At 70.1% G+C, this 15,156-nt stretch carries 14 protein-coding genes; 8 read left to right on the top strand and 6 right to left on the bottom strand.

The features are described from left to right. Positions 1 to 100: 100 nt before the first annotated feature. From EP757_RS05145 to EP757_RS05135, 3 genes are read right to left on the bottom strand one after another with little or no spacing between them, the layout of a single operon-like run. Positions 101 to 1,273, bottom strand: a complete 1,173-nt coding sequence (locus tag EP757_RS05145; protein WP_127543055.1) for a DNA-processing protein DprA — start codon at positions 1,271 to 1,273, stop codon at positions 101 to 103. Then, complete coding sequence (locus EP757_RS05140) at positions 1,260 to 2,813, bottom strand: YifB family Mg chelatase-like AAA ATPase (RefSeq protein WP_127543054.1); 1,554 nt, start codon at positions 2,811 to 2,813, stop codon at positions 1,260 to 1,262. Before EP757_RS05140 ends, EP757_RS05145 begins: the two co-directional genes overlap by 14 nt. Then, the gene (locus tag EP757_RS05135) at positions 2,813 to 3,172 is read right to left on the bottom strand and encodes a YraN family protein (RefSeq protein ID WP_127543053.1); all 360 of its coding nucleotides are present in this window, start codon (positions 3,170 to 3,172) and stop codon (positions 2,813 to 2,815) included. Before EP757_RS05135 ends, EP757_RS05140 begins: the two co-directional genes overlap by 1 nt. A gap of 348 nt (positions 3,173 to 3,520) precedes the next feature. Here EP757_RS05135 and rpsB point away from each other — a divergent pair, with 348 nt between their 5' ends. The 7 genes from rpsB (at position 3,521) to EP757_RS05100 (ending at position 10,547) form a co-directional block, all read left to right on the top strand. Continuing rightward, the gene (rpsB, locus tag EP757_RS05130; RefSeq protein ID WP_127543052.1) at positions 3,521 to 4,417 is read left to right on the top strand and encodes a 30S ribosomal protein S2; all 897 of its coding nucleotides are present in this window, start codon (positions 3,521 to 3,523) and stop codon (positions 4,415 to 4,417) included. An 89-nt stretch (positions 4,418 to 4,506) separates the two neighbouring features. After that, entirely contained in the window at positions 4,507 to 5,334 is an 828-nt protein-coding gene (gene tsf / locus EP757_RS05125) for a translation elongation factor Ts (protein ID WP_127543051.1), read from the top strand. A 149-nt stretch (positions 5,335 to 5,483) separates the two neighbouring features. Next, positions 5,484 to 6,191, top strand: coding sequence for a UMP kinase (pyrH, locus tag EP757_RS05120; RefSeq protein WP_232050635.1), 708 nt, complete (start codon positions 5,484 to 5,486; stop codon positions 6,189 to 6,191). Between the two features lie 61 nt (positions 6,192 to 6,252). After that, the gene (gene frr / locus EP757_RS05115; RefSeq protein WP_127543049.1) at positions 6,253 to 6,810 is read left to right on the top strand and encodes a ribosome recycling factor; all 558 of its coding nucleotides are present in this window, start codon (positions 6,253 to 6,255) and stop codon (positions 6,808 to 6,810) included. 151 nt (positions 6,811 to 6,961) lie between these two features. After that, a complete protein-coding gene (locus EP757_RS05110; RefSeq protein WP_127543048.1) occupies positions 6,962 to 8,014 on the top strand; it encodes a phosphatidate cytidylyltransferase in 1,053 nt (350 codons plus the stop codon). A 63-nt stretch (positions 8,015 to 8,077) separates the two neighbouring features. Beyond that, on the top strand, positions 8,078 to 9,256 hold the full coding sequence (gene rlmN / locus EP757_RS05105; RefSeq protein ID WP_127543047.1) for a 23S rRNA (adenine(2503)-C(2))-methyltransferase RlmN: 1,179 nt from the start codon (positions 8,078 to 8,080) through the stop codon (positions 9,254 to 9,256). Between the two features lie 37 nt (positions 9,257 to 9,293). Then, complete coding sequence (locus EP757_RS05100; RefSeq protein ID WP_127543046.1) at positions 9,294 to 10,547, top strand: DivIVA domain-containing protein; 1,254 nt, start codon at positions 9,294 to 9,296, stop codon at positions 10,545 to 10,547. Between the two features lie 60 nt (positions 10,548 to 10,607). Here the strand turns inward: EP757_RS05100 and EP757_RS05095 are convergent, their stop codons facing one another. Further along, entirely contained in the window at positions 10,608 to 10,847 is a 240-nt protein-coding gene (locus EP757_RS05095) for a DUF2631 domain-containing protein (protein WP_127543045.1), read from the bottom strand. A gap of 128 nt (positions 10,848 to 10,975) precedes the next feature. Between EP757_RS05095 and EP757_RS05090 the strand changes: the two genes are divergently transcribed. Further along, entirely contained in the window at positions 10,976 to 12,526 is a 1,551-nt protein-coding gene (locus EP757_RS05090; protein WP_127543044.1) for a Rieske 2Fe-2S domain-containing protein, read from the top strand. 131 nt (positions 12,527 to 12,657) lie between these two features. On the opposite strand, the gene EP757_RS05085 is transcribed toward EP757_RS05090, so the two are convergent. Both EP757_RS05085 and EP757_RS05080 read right to left on the bottom strand, forming a co-directional pair. Further along, complete coding sequence (locus EP757_RS05085; protein WP_127543043.1) at positions 12,658 to 14,226, bottom strand: NAD(P)/FAD-dependent oxidoreductase; 1,569 nt, start codon at positions 14,224 to 14,226, stop codon at positions 12,658 to 12,660. Positions 14,227 to 14,237: 11 nt separating this feature from the next. Then, complete coding sequence (locus tag EP757_RS05080) at positions 14,238 to 15,053, bottom strand: YhjD/YihY/BrkB family envelope integrity protein (RefSeq protein ID WP_127543042.1); 816 nt, start codon at positions 15,051 to 15,053, stop codon at positions 14,238 to 14,240. Between the last annotated feature and the right edge of the window lie 103 nt (positions 15,054 to 15,156).

The following is a 15,156-nucleotide window of genomic DNA, read 5'->3' as shown; positions in this document are numbered from 1 at the left end:
GGACGATCACCGGCGCGGGTCGAGCCGGTCGCCGGTGTGCCGCGATCATGCCGGCGGAATCACTCCTATGGTGCTTTACCACCTCTAAACTGGCGCGGCGTCAACACCCCCTCTTTCGTGCGAGCGCGACACCGTCTCCTCTGCGGACGATCAAGCCGGTCAGCTCCAGAAGAGACAGTCGTCGAAGCACGGTCCGCAGATCCAGCCCGGCGGCCGCGGCGATCTCCTCGGCGGTGGACGAGCCCCGCGCCGGCAACGCCTCCATGACGAGTGACGACTCCTCGTCCAGCACGTCCCGCTCCCGGTGCTCGCCGCGGGGTGGCGGAGGCAGGTACTCGCCGATCGCCCCCACGTCCTCCAGCACGTCGTCAGCGGACGTGACGACGTGGGCGTCCGGGCTGGCGCGCAGGATCGCGTGGCAGCCGACCGACATCGCCGAGGTCACCGGACCGGGCACCACCATGGCCGGCCGGCTCAGCGACAGCACCCGGTTCATCGTCTGCGTCGCGCCACTGCGCGCCGCCGCCTCCACCACGACGGTCCCGGCGGTAGCGGCCGCGATCACCCGGTTGCGGATCAGGAACCGATGCCTGAGCGGCTCCGCCCCGAGCGGCCACTCGCTGACCACCAGCCCCTGCTCGAGGATCTGGTCGAACATCATGGCGTTCCCCGCCGGATAGGGCCGTTCCACCCCGCAGGCGAGGACCGCGACGGTACGCCCGCCCGCCACGAGCGCACCCCGATGAGCCGCCGCATCGATCCCGAACGCGCCGCCCGAGACCACCGTCCAGCCCCGCTCGGCGAGCGAGTGCGCCAGATCGCCGGCCACGTGAATCCCGTACGAGCTGGCCGCCCTCGCCCCCACGATCGCGACCGACCGTGCGAAGGACTCGCCCAGCGGCGGCTCGCCCCGCACCCACAGACAGAGCGGCGGCCTGGTGTCCGCGTTGACCCGCCCACCGCTCTCCACCTCCAGCCCGGCCAGATCGTCCACCCGGCCCGGCCACTCGGCGTCCGACGGCACCACGACCCGCGCCCCCATCCGGTGACCCCGTCGCAGAGCCGTCTCCGCGAACCGCCGCGGATCCCCGGCCTTCAGCCGCGCCGCCACCGTTCCCCGCAGCCGCCCACCCGGCAGCCCGTCCCCGAGCAGCACGGCCAGCGCCTCCCCGGCACCCACCTGCTGCACCAACTCCCAAACCACCCGATTCCCCGGCTCGAACAACCACGTGAGAGCCACCCGGGCCACCCGCTCCTCATCAGGCGGCGTCATCGCTGCGCTCCCGGTCCTGGACGGTGAGCTCGCCCATCCGCAGCTGGTAGGCCTCGGCCACGTCGCCCGGACCCGGCCGGTCGCGCCCGTCCAGGTCGGCGATCGTCCAGGCGAGCCGCAGTGCCCGGTCGAAGCCGCGCGCCGACAGGGCGCCTCGATCGAGCGCGCGACGCAGCACCTCGGTGTCAGGCGGCGGCAGGCCCCAGGGCGGGCGCCGCAGGGCCGGCCCCGGGATCTCGCTGTTCAGCGACCAGCCGGTCGCGGACCAGCGGGCCCGGGCGGCGTCGCGGGCCCGGGCCACCCGGGCGGCGACCACCGCGGACGGCTCGGGCGGCACCGACAGATCGTTGAGCTGCGCGGCGCGCAGCGGCTGCACGGCGACCTTGATGTCGATCCGGTCCAGCAGCGGTCCTGACATCCTCTGCTGGTAGCGCCGCCGGGCGGTGCGCGAGCAGACACAGTGCTGATCGCCGGCCGGCGAGGCGCAGGGGCAGGGATTCGAGGCGACGACGAGCTGGACGCGGGCCGGGTACTCGGTGATGCCCCGGACCCGGGCCAGCACCACCCGCCCGCTCTCCAGCGGCTCGCGCAGCGCCTGGAGCGTGCTGCGTGCCACCTCGGTGATCTCGTCGAGGAAGAGGACGCCGCGGTGAGCCAGCGACATCGCGCCGGGACGGGCGAGACCCGGTCCCCCTCCCACGAGCGAAGCCGTGCTCGCCGAATGGTGCGGCGCCTGGAACGGCGGACGGCGGAGCAGGCCGCCGCCGGACGGAAGCGTGCCGGCGATCGACTGGAGCGCGGTGACCTCCAGCGCCGCCTCGTCGTCCAGCTCCGGGAGGATCGAGGGAAGGCGCTCCGCCAGCATCGTCTTGCCCGCGCCGGGCGGGCCGACCAGGGCGAGGTGGTGGCCTCCCGCCGCGGCGATCTCCAGCGCGTAGCGGGCGGCCCGCATGCCGGAGATCTCGGCCAGGTCCGGTTCGGGACGCGGAACATCGGCCGGGATCGGCGGGGGATCGAGGAGGAGCCCGTCGCCGCGGGCGAACTCGGCGAGGCGGCGCAGCGAGTCGACCGCCCGGACCGTCACGCCGGGGACCAGGCCGGCCTCCCGGGCGTTCTCCAGGGGGACGATCACGCGGGCCACGCCGGTCCGCGCGACCGCCGCGACCATCGGGAGGACGCCCCGGATCGGGCGGACCGTGCCGTCCAGGCCCAGCTCGCCCAGGAGCGCCACGCCCTCCAGCCGCTCGGGCGCCAGGTCCCCGGCGCTGATCAGGATCGCGACGGCGACCGCCACGTCGAAGCCGCTGCCGTGCTTCGGGAGGCCGGCCGGGAGGAGGTTCACGGTGATGCGGCGGTTGGGCCAGTCGCGGCCGGAGTTGAGGACGGCGGCCCGGACCCGGTCGCGGGCCTCGTGCAGCGCCGTGTCCGGCAGGCCGGTGAGGACCAGGGCGGGCAGGCCCATCGAGAGGTCGGCCTCCACCTCGACCAGGTGGCCGGTCACCCCGGTCAGGCCGGCGCAGAGCACGCGGGCGTAGCTCATCAGAACGCCGCCTTGATGTGCACGAGACGGGTGGCACCACGTGGCTGCGGCAGCACCTCGACCACGTCGAAGCGGATCTCCCGCGGCCGGATCCCGGTCTCGGCCAGCCAGCGGCCGGCGAGTTGGCGCAGCTTGCGCACCTTCCGTCGGCCGACCGCGGCGGCCGGCGGGCCGAAGGTCGCCGTCCGCCGCGTCTTCACCTCGCAGAACACCACGTCGTCGCCGTCGCGCAGGATCAGGTCGACCTCGCCCTCCGGGCAGCGCCAGTTGCGGTCCAGCAGGACCAGGCCGCTCTCCTGCAGGTGCCGGGCCGCCAGCCGTTCGCCGTAGGCGCCGACCGCTCTTCGCTGAGTCGTCATGCCGCCGGACGCTGGCACGGACCGCGGGCCGCCGCCCGGCGGCCTGTGGACGACGCGGGAGTGTGGAAAACCCCAGCGCGCCCTTTAGGTGTGATAGACGGCGGGGCCTAGGGCTGCCCAGGCCTCCGCCGTCCGTTGGCGTATGCTTGTGAACGGCGACCGCCCCGTGCGGTCGACCTCGCGCGCCCTCCGCAGGTGCTGTCTCGCCGGTTTCCCCGGCGCCGGCGGCCGGCGGCGGCGGCCTTCCCTGGTCCCGACTCCTTCGGGTCCGACCGTGGCCGCCGACCGGGCGCCAGGACGCTCACCGCCGGTGGGCGTGACAACCAGGGCAGATCAGGGAGAACCACCATGGCCGTCGTGACCATGCGCCAGCTGCTGGAGAGCGGTGTCCACTTCGGGCACCAGACCCGGCGCTGGAACCCGAAGATGAAGCGCTTCATCTTCACCGAGCGCAACGGTATCTACATCATCGACCTGCGCCAGACCCTCGACTACATCGAGAAGGCCTACAGCTTCGTGCGGGACACCGTCGCCGAGGGTGGCAGCATCCTCTTCGTCGGCACCAAGAAGCAGGCTCAGGAAGCCATCGCCGAGCAGGCGACGCGGGTCGGCCAGCCGTACGTGAACCACCGCTGGCTGGGTGGCATGCTGACCAACTTCCAGACGGTCTACAAGCGCCTCCAGCGCATGAAGGAGCTCGAGGCTCTGGGTGACCTGAGCGGCACCGCCGCCGGTTACACCAAGAAGGAGACCCTCCAGCTCTTCCGTGAGAAGACCAAGCTCACCAAGACCCTCGGTGGTCTGCGTGACATGAGCAAGACGCCGTCGGCGATCTGGGTCGTGGACACGAAGAAGGAGCACATCGCCGTCGACGAGGCCCGCAAGCTGGGCATCCCGGTCATCGCGGTGCTGGACACCAACTGTGACCCGGACGAGGTCGACTTCCCGATCCCGGGCAACGACGACGCGATCCGCTCCGCCGAGCTGCTGACCAAGGTCATCGCCGCCGCCGTGGCCGACGGCCTGATCGCCCGCTCCGGCCGGGGCCGCAACAACAACGCCGACGAGAAGCCCGAGGCGGGCACCGTCGCCGCCGGCGAGCCGCTGCCCGAGTGGGAGCGCGACCTCTACGAGGGCGCCGAGAAGAAGGCCGCTGACGCTCCCGCCGCTGAGGCCCCCGCGGCCGAGGCTCCGGCCGCTGAGGCTCCGGCCGCCGAGCCGGTCGCTGCGGTTCCCGCCGAGTAATTCGGCTCAGTCCCAGGTGCGTTTCGGCCGCCGTCGCCGCGAGAGCAGCGGCGGCGGCCGAGTCCCGAACTGACATCGAAAGAAGAGTCATGGCTAACTTCACCGCCGCGGACGTCAAGAAGCTCCGCGACCTCACCGGTGCCGGCATGATGGACTGCAAGAAGGCGCTCGACGAGGCCGACGGCGACTTCGACAAGGCCGTCGAGTTCCTGCGCATCAAGGGCGCCAAGGATGTCGGCAAGCGTGCCGGCCGCACCGCCGCCAACGGCATCGTCGCCCACTCCGGCAAGGCTCTGCTCGAGCTGAACTGTGAGACCGACTTCGTCGCCAAGACCCCGGACTTCGTCGCCCTCGGCGACCGCCTGGTCAAGCTCGGCGAGGAGAACAAGGTGGCCGACGCCGCCGGTCTGCTCGCTGCCGAGCTGGACGGCAAGACCGTCGCCGACGTGATCCAGGAGTACGCCGCGAAGATCGGCGAGAAGATCGTCGTGAACCGCTTCACGATCCTCGACGGCACCGTCGCGGTCTACCTGCACCGCAAGGCGCAGGACCTCCCGCCGCAGGTCGGCGTCCTGGTGGAGTACACCGGCAAGAGCGACGAGGCCGCTGACGCGGACGCCCGTGGCGTCGGCATGCAGATCGCCGCGATGCGCCCGAAGTTCCTCACCCGCGAGGAGGTCCCGGCCGAGGTCGTCGAGACCGAGCGCCGCGTGGCCGAGCAGACCGCTCGCGAGGAGGGCAAGCCGGAGCAGGCCCTGCCCAAGATCATCGAGGGCCGGGTGAACTCCTTCTTCAAGGACTTCGTCCTGCTCGAGCAGGCGTCGGTGACCGACAACAAGAAGACCGTCAAGCAGGTCCTCAGCGAGGTCGGCATCGAGGTCACCCGGTTCGTCCGGTACGAGGTCGGCCAGGAGTAAGGCAACAAGGCAATGACGGGAGGTCGGGTACGCGATAAAGCGACCGGCCTCCCCGTCGCATAAGGTCTCCTGCAGAAACTGAAGGGAAGGCGGGTCTCATGACATTGGTGACCGAGCAGTCCGCCACGGTCGACGAGAACCCGCCGACCATGCGGCCGCGGCGGGTTGTCCTCAAGCTCTCCGGCGAGGTGTTCGGCGGCGGCGCGGTCGGCGTCGACCCCGACGTCGTCCAATCGCTGGCGCGGCAGATCGCGACCGTGAACAGGCGTGGCATCCAGGTGGCCGTGGTGGTCGGCGGCGGCAACTTCTTCCGCGGCGCCGAGCTGCAGAAGCGGGGCATGGACCGGAACCGGGCCGACTACATGGGCATGCTGGGCACGGTGATGAACTGCCTGGCGCTCCAGGACTTCCTGGAGAAGGAGGGCATCGAGACGCGGGTGCAGACCGCGATCACGATGGCCCAGGTCGCGGAGCCGTACATTCCGCTGCGCGCGATCCGCCATCTGGAGAAAGGCCGGGTCGTCATCTTCGGCGCCGGCGCCGGTATGCCGTACTTCTCCACCGACACGGTGACCGCCCAGCGCGCGCTGGAGATCCACGCCGACATGGTGCTGATGAGCAAGAACGGCGTCGACGGCGTCTACACCGCCGACCCGCGGGTCGACCCGACCGCTCAGAAGCTCGAGAACATCACGTTCCAGGAACTCCTGCAGCGGGGTCTGCGGGTCGCCGACCAGGCCGCCTTCAGCCTCTGCGAGGAGAACAAGCTGCCGATGCTGGTCTTCGGCGCGGAGGGCGACGACACCATCGTGCGCGCGTGCGCGGGCGAGCGGATCGGCACCCTCATCACCGCGTGAGCGTGCGCCCACGTCCCCACATCCCGCACCACCGAAGACAGCGAGGAGGCGAGAAGAGCCGGTGATCGAGGAAACCCTCTTCGAGGCCGAGGAGAAGATGGACAGCGCGGTCGAACACGCCAAGGAGGAGTTCGCCGCCATCCGCACCGGCCGGGCCACCCCGGCGATGTTCTCGAAGATCCTGGTCGACTACTACGGCGCGCCCACGCCGGTCACCCAGATGGCGTCGGTCGGTGTTCCGGAGCCGCGCATGGTGATCGTCAAGCCGTACGACGCGACTCAGCTGGGCCCGATCGAGAGGGCGATCCGCGACTCCGACCTCGGTGTCAACCCCAACAACGAGGGCACCCAGCTGCGCATCCACCTTCCGCAGATGACGGAGGAGCGGCGCCGCGAGATGATCAAGGTGGCCCGGGGCAAGGCCGAGGACAGCCGGGTCGCGATCCGCAACATCCGTCGCAAGGCCAAGGACCAGCTGGACAAGCTGGTGAAGGACGGCGACACCGGTGAGGACGAGGGCCGGCGCGCCGAGAAGGAGCTCGACGACCTCACGCACAAGTACGTCGCGGTCGTCGACGAGCTCTTGAAGCACAAGGAAGCGGAACTCCTCGAGGTCTGACTTCAGCCGTACGTCTGCCCGGTCCTGTGCCTTCGTGCCGAGACCGGGCTTTCGTTTGTCTCCACTCTTTCGGTGTGCAGTAGGCTCGGGGCCGACTCCTGTCCGGGGGGAGAACAAAAGGCGACGGAAAGACGGGGCTGTTCGAACTCTGATGTCCTACCTCGATCCGCGTGCCGGGCAGACGCCCGGTCCGACACCGCAGCCCCCCGCCTGGCCCCCACCGGCCGGAAGCCCTCAGCGACCGACAGAAAGCCAGTCGTGGCAGATGGCGCAACCCCCGACTCAACCGGAATATCCGGACGAGGACTCACCCGTGACCGAGCTGGGCACGGACGTCCCGACTCCGAAGGGCGCCAAGGGCCGGCGTCGTGCCGGCCGTGGCCAGAACAAGGGCAAGAGCCGTGCCGGCCGTAATCTTCCGGCGGCCATCGGTGTCGGCCTGAGCCTGGGCCTGCTCGTCCTCGCCTCCCTGCTGATCGAGCGCCGGGCCCTGCTCGTCGTGCTGGTCGCGGCGGCCGGCGTCGGCGTCTGGGAGATGTCGAAGGCGCTGACCGGCGCGGGGGCGAAGGTCCCGCTGATCCCACTGGTGGCCGGCTCCGCCCTGATGACCGGCCTCGCGTGGTACGCCGGACCCGACGCCCTCCTGCTCGGCCTGATCGTGACGGTCGGCGCGGCCACGCTGTGGAGCCTCGCCGACGGCGTCAAGGCGATCCGGCGTGACTTCACCGCCACCGTGCTGACCGCGGTCTACGTGCCGTTCCTGCTGAGTTTCGCGGCGATGCTGGTGCAGCCGGACGACGGCGCCTACCGGGTGATCGGCGTCCTGGTCGCGGTGGTGCTCTCGGACACCGGCGGTTACGCGGCGGGCGTCTTCCTGGGCCGGCACCCGATGGCGCCGAAGATCAGCCCGAAGAAGTCCTGGGAGGGTTTCGCCGGCTCGATGACGGCCGCCGCGATCGGCAGCGGCGCGCTGCTCTTCTTCCTGCTCGACGTCCCGGTCTACTACGGCCTGCTGTTCGGCGCCGTGATCTCGGTGGTGGCGGTCCTCGGCGACCTGGCCGAGTCGATGCTCAAGCGTGATCTCGGCATCAAGGACATGAGCAACCTCCTCCCCGGGCACGGTGGCCTGATGGACCGATTGGACTCCATCCTGTTCGCCGTTCCGACGGCATACCTCCTCTATTCGATCATCATGCCGAGCTGACCCGGTGAAGGCCGAGCCAGCTATGCGGGACCGATTCGACGGGCGTGGGAGACTGGATACGCCATGACGATTCTTCCGGTCATCCCGATCAGCCCCGACAAGCCCGACGCGGTGGCGACCCGTCGTCGCCCCAGCATGCCCCCGCGGCACCTCGCCGACCTGGACCTCGCCGGCCGCAAGACCGCCGTCGCGAGCCTCGGCGAGCCCGCTTTCCGCGCCAAGCAGCTCTCCACCCACTACTTCGGCCGCCTGGTGCGCGACTCCGCGGAGATGACCGACCTGCCGGCGGCGTCCCGCGACCGGCTCACCGCTGAGCTCTTCCCGCAACTGCTGACCCCGATCCGGGAGCAGGCCTGCGACGACGGCGCGACCCGCAAGACGCTGTGGAAGCTGCACGACGGCGCGCTCGTGGAGAGCGTGCTGATGGGCTACCCCGATCGGGTGACGGCCTGCGTCTCCAGCCAGGCCGGCTGCGGCATGGCGTGCCCGTTCTGTGCGACCGGCCAGCAGGGCCTCACCCGCAACCTGTCGGTCGCCGAGATCGTCGACCAGGTGGTCTATCTGGCGGGTGTCGCGGCCTCGGGCGCGGTCACCGGTTCGCCGCCCCGCCTGTCGCGTGTGGTCTTCATGGGGATGGGCGAGCCGCTCGCCAACTATCCCCGGGTGATCGAGACGGTTCGCCGCCTCACCTCTCCGGCTCCGGAGGGTCTCGGACTGTCACAACGGCACATCACGGTGTCCACGGTGGGTTTGGTGCCCGCAATGCGCCGGTTGATAGCCGAAGAGCTCTCGGTGACTCTTGCGCTGTCACTGCATGCCCCCGATGATGATCTGCGCGATGAGCTTGTGCCTGTCAACCAGCGTTGGAAAGTGGCCGAGGTGCTCGACGCCGCGTTCGATTACGCGGCACAGACCGGCCGTCGGGTGTCCATCGAATACGCCCTCATCCGGGACGTAAACGATCAGCCCTGGCGTGCCGACCTGCTCGGCAAGCTTCTGCGCGGCAAGCTGGCCCATGTGAATCTCATCCCGCTCAACCCCACGCCGGGGAGCAAGTGGGATGCCAGTCCCAAACCGGTCGAGCGTGAGTTCGTCCGCCGGCTGCGAGAGGCCGGCGTTTCGACCACCGTGCGGGACACCCGGGGGCGTGAGATCGACGGCGCGTGCGGCCAACTGGCCGCGGGCGAGCTGACGCAAGCGAGCGCAGGGGGCGCCGCAGCCGACGCGGAGGTGGCACAGTGACTGGGCGCAGGTCCCAGCAAACGGAGTGGGAGACGTTGTGACGAGTCAGGGGCAGCGTTTCCGGCGGCGTGCGCTACGGCGTGGATACAAGGTCGACGAGGTCGACGCCTTCCTGGACCGGGTCGAGGCGACGCTGGCCGGGGAGCAGGTGGGCCCGCCGGTCGGTGCGCAGGAAGTGCACGACGTCGTCTTCCGTGTGCGTTTCGGCGGCTACGACGAGTGGCAGGTCGACCTCCACCTGGACCGGGTCGAGCGGCAGCTCGCCGAGTTCGAGGAGCGCGGCGGCCGCCCGGCGCCCGACCCGATGCGCGATTCCATGCGTGGTGGCCTCTCCGCGGTTCCGCCGGCGCCTCAGGGACCCCCTCCCGGCATGATGGGCGCTCAGCAGGGCATGGGCCCCGGCCCTATGGGTCAGGGCCCGATGGGTCAGGGCCAGTTCGGCGGTCCCGGCCAGATGGATCGGGGCCAGATGGATCGCGGCCAGATGGACCGCACCGGCCAGTTCGGTCCGGGCAACGGCATGGGCCAACTCCCGCCCGGCGGCCCGCAGAACCCGGGCATGCCCGGCCAGGGGATGAACCCGGCCGCCGCCCGGATGGCCCCGCCGACCGAGCGCCTGCAGATGCCCCCGCAGATGCCGCAGCGCCAGCCCGCGCAGCAGCAGCAGCCCGACCCCTACGGGCGTTATGACGAGCCCACCGGCTACGGCCAGCAGGCCCCGCAGCGTCCCGGTCCGCCGCCCGGTTACGACCAGGGCTACGACCAGCCCCCGGCCTACGATCAGCGTGGTTACGACCAGGGTGGCTACGACCAGGGCGGCTACGACGGCTTCGAGCCGGGCCGGCACGGCAAGACGGACATGACCGCCGAGATCCGGATGCCCGACCGCGGTGGTCTCGACCCGCGTGGTGGCTACGCCCAGCCGCCGATGCCCGCCGCGATGCCGGGTTCGCCCATGCCGGGCGCCCCGATGAGCGGCCCGCCCGGTGGCTACGGCCCGCCGCAGCAGCAGTTCGGCCCGCCGCTGGGCGAGCCGGGTGGCGAGCTGCACCGAGTGGACCAGTTGCGGCGCACGTTCCAGCCGCGGCGTTTCGGCAGCGGTTACGACCCCAGCCAGGTGGACCGGCTCTTCGAGGGGATCCTCCAGGCGATGACCGGCCGCGGTCCGATGCCGGTGAACGAGAACGACCTGGACATGCTCCAGTTCGGGCTGGTGCCGAACGGCTACTTCGAGGCCGAGGTCGACGCCGCGCTGCGCGAGGTCAAGGACATCCTGCTGCGCCACCGGTAAAGAAGCAGAACAGAAAAGAGGGGGCGAAAGCCCCCTCTTTCTCGTGCTCGGAACCAACCGCTACTGGTCGTTGGAGCGCAGGCCCGCCCGCCGCAGCACGGCGTCGCCGACGATGACCACGATCAGGCCGATGGCCAGCAGGACCAGCCACACCTTCTCGGTGTTGCCCTGCTGGTTGCCCCAGAAGTACAGCAGCAGGACCACGGCCGAGATGATCGCGCCCTTCTGGGCCCGCTTGCGGTTTCCCGGCTTGAGCTGATCCGGCGCGTAGACCTCTTCGTGGTGTTCCTCGGCAGCCACGGTGGCGTCCTCCTCAAAGCCAAGCCATAGAGACGATCTCAGTGTGTCACGGGGTCGCCGGGCGGAACCCGGCAACCCGGCTGTAGTTTCGATGCGGCAAAAACGCACGCCGAGCAGAGGAGCTACAAGTGCGGATCACCGGCACCGGACACGCGAGCATGCGGATCGACACGGCCGCAGGCAGCATTCTGTGCGATCCGTGGGTGAACCCGGCGTACTTCGCCTCGTGGTTTCCGTTCCCGGACAACTCCCTGCTGGACTGGGAGACCCTGGGCAACGTCGACTACCTGTACGTCTCGCACCTGCACCGGGACCACTTCGACGCGGAACACCTGAAGCGCTTCATCAACAAGAAGGCCACGGTCCTGCTCCCGGAGTACCCGACCAGCCAGCTCGAGGACGAGCTGCGGGAGCTGGGCTTCACCAGCTTCCTGCGGACGAAGTCGGACGAGGTGCACGAGCTCGACGGCGGCCTGAAGGTGATGATCCAGGCGCTGATCAGCCCGACCGACGGCCCGATCGGCGACTCGTCGCTCTGGGTGGAGTACGACGGCATCCGCGTCCTGAACCAGAACGACGCCCGCCCGGCCGACCTCACCCGGTTCAACGAGCTGGGTCATGTGCACGCGCACATGCTGCAGTTCTCCGGCGCCATCTGGTACCCGATGGTCTACGAGCTCCCGGAGAACGCGAAGACCGCCTTCGGCAAGCAGAAGCGTGAGCGGCAGTTCGACCGCACCTGGCGGTACATCGACGACCTGAAGGCGGACCACGTCTTCCCGATCGCCGGCCCGCCGTGCTTCCTCGACGACGAGCTGTGGCAGTTCAACGACATCCACGGTGACGAGGGCAACATCTTCCCCGACCAGTCGGTGTTCCTGACCGAGTACGCGAAGGTCGGCGGCACCAACGCGGTCGTGCAGCTGCCGGGCAGCGTCACCGAGCTGACCGACGGCGGCCGGACGCAGACGACCGTCCACCCGACCCCGGTCGACGAGTTCTTCGCCAACAAGCGGGCGCACCTCGAGGAGATGCGGGAGCGCAAGCGCCCGATCATCGAGGCGGAGAAGGCGTCCTGGCGGCACCCGGAGATCGACGTGCTGGGCGAGCTCAAGAAGCGGATCGAGCCGCTTCTCGAGGAGTCGATCTACCTGGCGAAGGGCGTCGGCGGCCCGGTCCGGTTCGACCTCGTCTCCTACGACGGCGACGAGATCGAGTCGATCGTGGTGGACTTCCCGGGCAAGCAGGTCCGGCCGTACGCCGACGAGAAGGTGCGGTACCGCTTCCGCACCCAGCGGGAGCTGATCGAGCACCTCATCTTCATCGACGAGGGTGACTGGGTGAACTCGCTCTTCCTCTCCTGCCGCTTCTCGGCGGCCCGCATCGGTCAGTACAACGAGTTCGTCTACGCGTTCTTCAAGTGCCTCTCCGAGGAGCGTCTGCAGTACGCCGAGGGCTGGTACGACGAGCACGAGAAGGCGGTCGACGCCGAGGACATCCAGTTCGGCGACTGGACCGTGCAGCGCCGCTGCCCGCACCTGAAGGCCGACCTCTCCCGGTTCGGCATCGTCGACGGCAACGTGCTCACCTGCCAGCTGCACGGCTGGAAGTTCGACCTGCCCAGTGGCCGATGCCTGACCGGCGTCGGCCACAAGATCCGAGCGTCGAAGAACAGCTAGAAATCCAAGATCCCTCAGAGGTTCCAAGATCCGCGGAGGGCGGGGTGGGGCCTCTCAGGGGTTCCAAGATCCGCGGACGGCTGGGTGGGGCCTCTCGGAGACTCCAAGATCCGCGGAGCGGACGGGATCTCTCAGAGGGACAGATCGCGCAGGATGCGGCGGGCCGCGTTGTGGCCCGCCGCGCCGATCACGCTGCCGGCCGGGTGCGCGCCCGCCGAGCCGGCGTAGAGGCCGTCGAGCCCGGTGAAGTACGGCATCCGCTGGTCGAAGGCCACGGTGTTGTCGACGTGGTGGATGTGGCCGCCGGTGATCCCGAAGTGCTTCTCGATCCCGGGCGGCGTCAGCGGCATCATGTCCACGACGAGATCCGACGTCCCCGGCGCATACTGGTCACAAATCTCCAGCAATTTCCGGACATATCCGTCGAGCTCGGCGTCCCACGACGAACCGGCCGGCTGGAACGGCACCGACTGCACGAACAGCGCCGACGAGTGATGCCCGGCGGAGTCCTGCAGCGAGGGGTCGACGGTCGTGTGCAGGTACCACTCGATGGTCGGCGCCGACGGCAACCGCCCGGCCTGGACCGAGGCCCACATCTCCCGCAGCGACGCCATCGGCGATCCGGAGTGCGGCAGCAGATGGATGGTGGCCCCGAACGGCGACGGCGCTCCTTCCGGCAGGCAGGAGAACTTCGGTAGATCCCGCAGCGCCAGATTGACCTTGAGCGTGGTGCCGGTCCGCTTCACGGCGGCCATCCGGTCGGTGAGCTCGACCGGCAGAGAGCCTTCAGGGACAAGGCCCATCAGCTGGTACGGGTCACAGCTGCCGAGCACGACCCGCGCCGTCACGGTCCGGCCGTCGGCGAGCACCACTCCACCGGCCGCCCCGCCGTCGACGATCACCGACGCGACCCGGGCGTCGGTGACGATGCGGGCGCCGGCGCGGACGGCGGCGTCGGCGAACGTGCGGGAGACCGTTCCCATGCCGCCCTGGGCGATCATCCAGGTGCCGTCCGAGCCGGGTAGCCGGCACATGTTGTGCACCAGGAAGTTGTGGCCGGTGCCCGGGTCGTCCGGACCGGCGTTCAGCCCGGAAAGACCGTCGGTCACGGCGTACATGCTGACCAGAAGTTCGCTCTTGAAGCCGAACCGGGCGAGGTAATCAGCGACCGAACCGCGCACCAGGTCGAGGAACGTGCTCTGCAGCTGGGGACGGATGTGCCGGTCGGCGATCTCCTCGACCGGCGCCGGCTCCTCCAGCCAGGACGGCGCGAGGTCGGACCGCAGCGCGCCGATCTCGACGGCGAGCGCCTCGTCGGCCGCCGCGTCCCGGGCCGAGAAGAACTGCTCGAGCTGTGCTCGGGTGTCCTCCCGGTCGCGGCCGAACAGCAGGTACGGCGAGCCGGCCGGACCCGGGGTCGGCAGGAAGTAGTGCGGGTCCCGGCGCAGCACCGGGATGTCCAGATCGAGGGTGCGCAGCAGCTCGGGCGGCATCAGCCCCAGAAGGTACGAACCGGTGGACTGGCCGAGGCCGGGAACCGCGGCGAAGGGGTGTTCGGTGCGGGTGGCGCCACCCAGCACGCCGGCTGCCTCGAGCACGACGACGTCGAGCCCGGCGCGGGCGAGCAGGATCGCCGAGACCAGGCCGTTGTGCCCGGATCCGATGATCACCACGTCGGCGCGTTCGGGAATGGAGGTCATGGCGAGCGAGATTACCCCGCGAAAAGGCCCGGCACCCTCGGCGAATCGTCCGTTAAATACGTCTTGACGGTGTGCGTCACGGCGAACCCGGTGAGTAACACGACGTGGAAGAGGTAGAGCCAGAGGCCGATCGCCACCATCGCCCCGATTTCGGTGAACCCGCCGAACGGCACGCCGAGATCGAGGGGCAGCGAGCAGAAGAGCACGGCGCCGTGCAGGAAACCCGAGAGGTTCGCCGCGGTGAACGAGCCGATCAGGATCGTCGGGAGCCACGCCGGGCGGCCGGGCGCGACGTACCGGAAGACCCAGATCACCACCGGGGTGAGCACGATCCAGGTCGCCAGGAACGACAGCACCACGCCGAGCACCGACCACCAGCCGCCGCGCAACCAGAGATCGCTCGTGGTCGGCAGCGCCAGGAAGAGCGCGAGCAGCAGGGCGGGCGCCGCGGCCAGCAGCGGCAGCCAGAGGATCCGGCCCCGCCAGCCCACCAGCGGCTCACCGGGCCGGCGCAGCGAGACGAACGCGCGGCGCAGGCCTTCGCCGTAGAGGGTGGCCGGCAGCAGGCTCGCGAGCGCGAGAATCGGGGTGAGATTCAGCCCGGCCTCGATCAGGGCGGCGAGCGCCTGGGGCGCTCCGATCCGGTCCGGCAGCGCGTCGATGGTCCGGCTCGTCATTTCCCGTACGTGGTCCGCGCCCGCGATCAGACCCGTGACCCACACCGCGAGAAGTGCGATCGGCACGACCGCGATCCCCGCGTAGAACGTGATGGCGGCCGCGTGCAGCGACACGTCTCGTCCGCGCAGCGGAGCGAATAGTTTTCGCACATCCACGGGGTACCCCGCCGAGCCCTCCGGATCACCACGATCTCACCCGCGTGGATTCCTGCCGGGCACAGGCCGATGCTGCCCGACGGGTCGGAGCGCTCGT

It is taken from the genome of Actinoplanes sp. OR16 (assembly GCF_004001265.1).
GTDB lineage: Bacteria > Actinomycetota > Actinomycetes > Mycobacteriales > Micromonosporaceae > Actinoplanes.
Note: the sequence above shows the minus strand (reverse complement) of the source record. Positions and strands in the feature narration are given on the sequence as shown.

Bases quoted from the DNA above. Each gene is read 5' to 3' on its own strand.
- EP757_RS05145 (WP_127543055.1), bottom strand. From the start codon at position 1,273: ATGACGCCGCCTGATGAGGAGCGGGTGGCCCGGGTGGCTCTCACGTGG.
- EP757_RS05140 (WP_127543054.1), bottom strand. From the start codon at position 2,813: ATGAGCTACGCCCGCGTGCTCTGCGCCGGCCTGACCGGGGTGACCGGC.
- EP757_RS05135 (WP_127543053.1), bottom strand. From the start codon at position 3,172: ATGACGACTCAGCGAAGAGCGGTCGGCGCCTACGGCGAACGGCTGGCG.
- rpsB (WP_127543052.1), top strand. From the start codon at position 3,521: ATGGCCGTCGTGACCATGCGCCAGCTGCTGGAGAGCGGTGTCCACTTC.
- tsf (WP_127543051.1), top strand. From the start codon at position 4,507: ATGGCTAACTTCACCGCCGCGGACGTCAAGAAGCTCCGCGACCTCACC.
- pyrH (WP_232050635.1), top strand. From the start codon at position 5,484: ATGCGGCCGCGGCGGGTTGTCCTCAAGCTCTCCGGCGAGGTGTTCGGC.
- EP757_RS05110 (WP_127543048.1), top strand. From the start codon at position 6,962: ATGTCCTACCTCGATCCGCGTGCCGGGCAGACGCCCGGTCCGACACCG.
- rlmN (WP_127543047.1), top strand. From the start codon at position 8,078: ATGACGATTCTTCCGGTCATCCCGATCAGCCCCGACAAGCCCGACGCG.
- EP757_RS05085 (WP_127543043.1), bottom strand. From the start codon at position 14,226: ATGACCTCCATTCCCGAACGCGCCGACGTGGTGATCATCGGATCCGGG.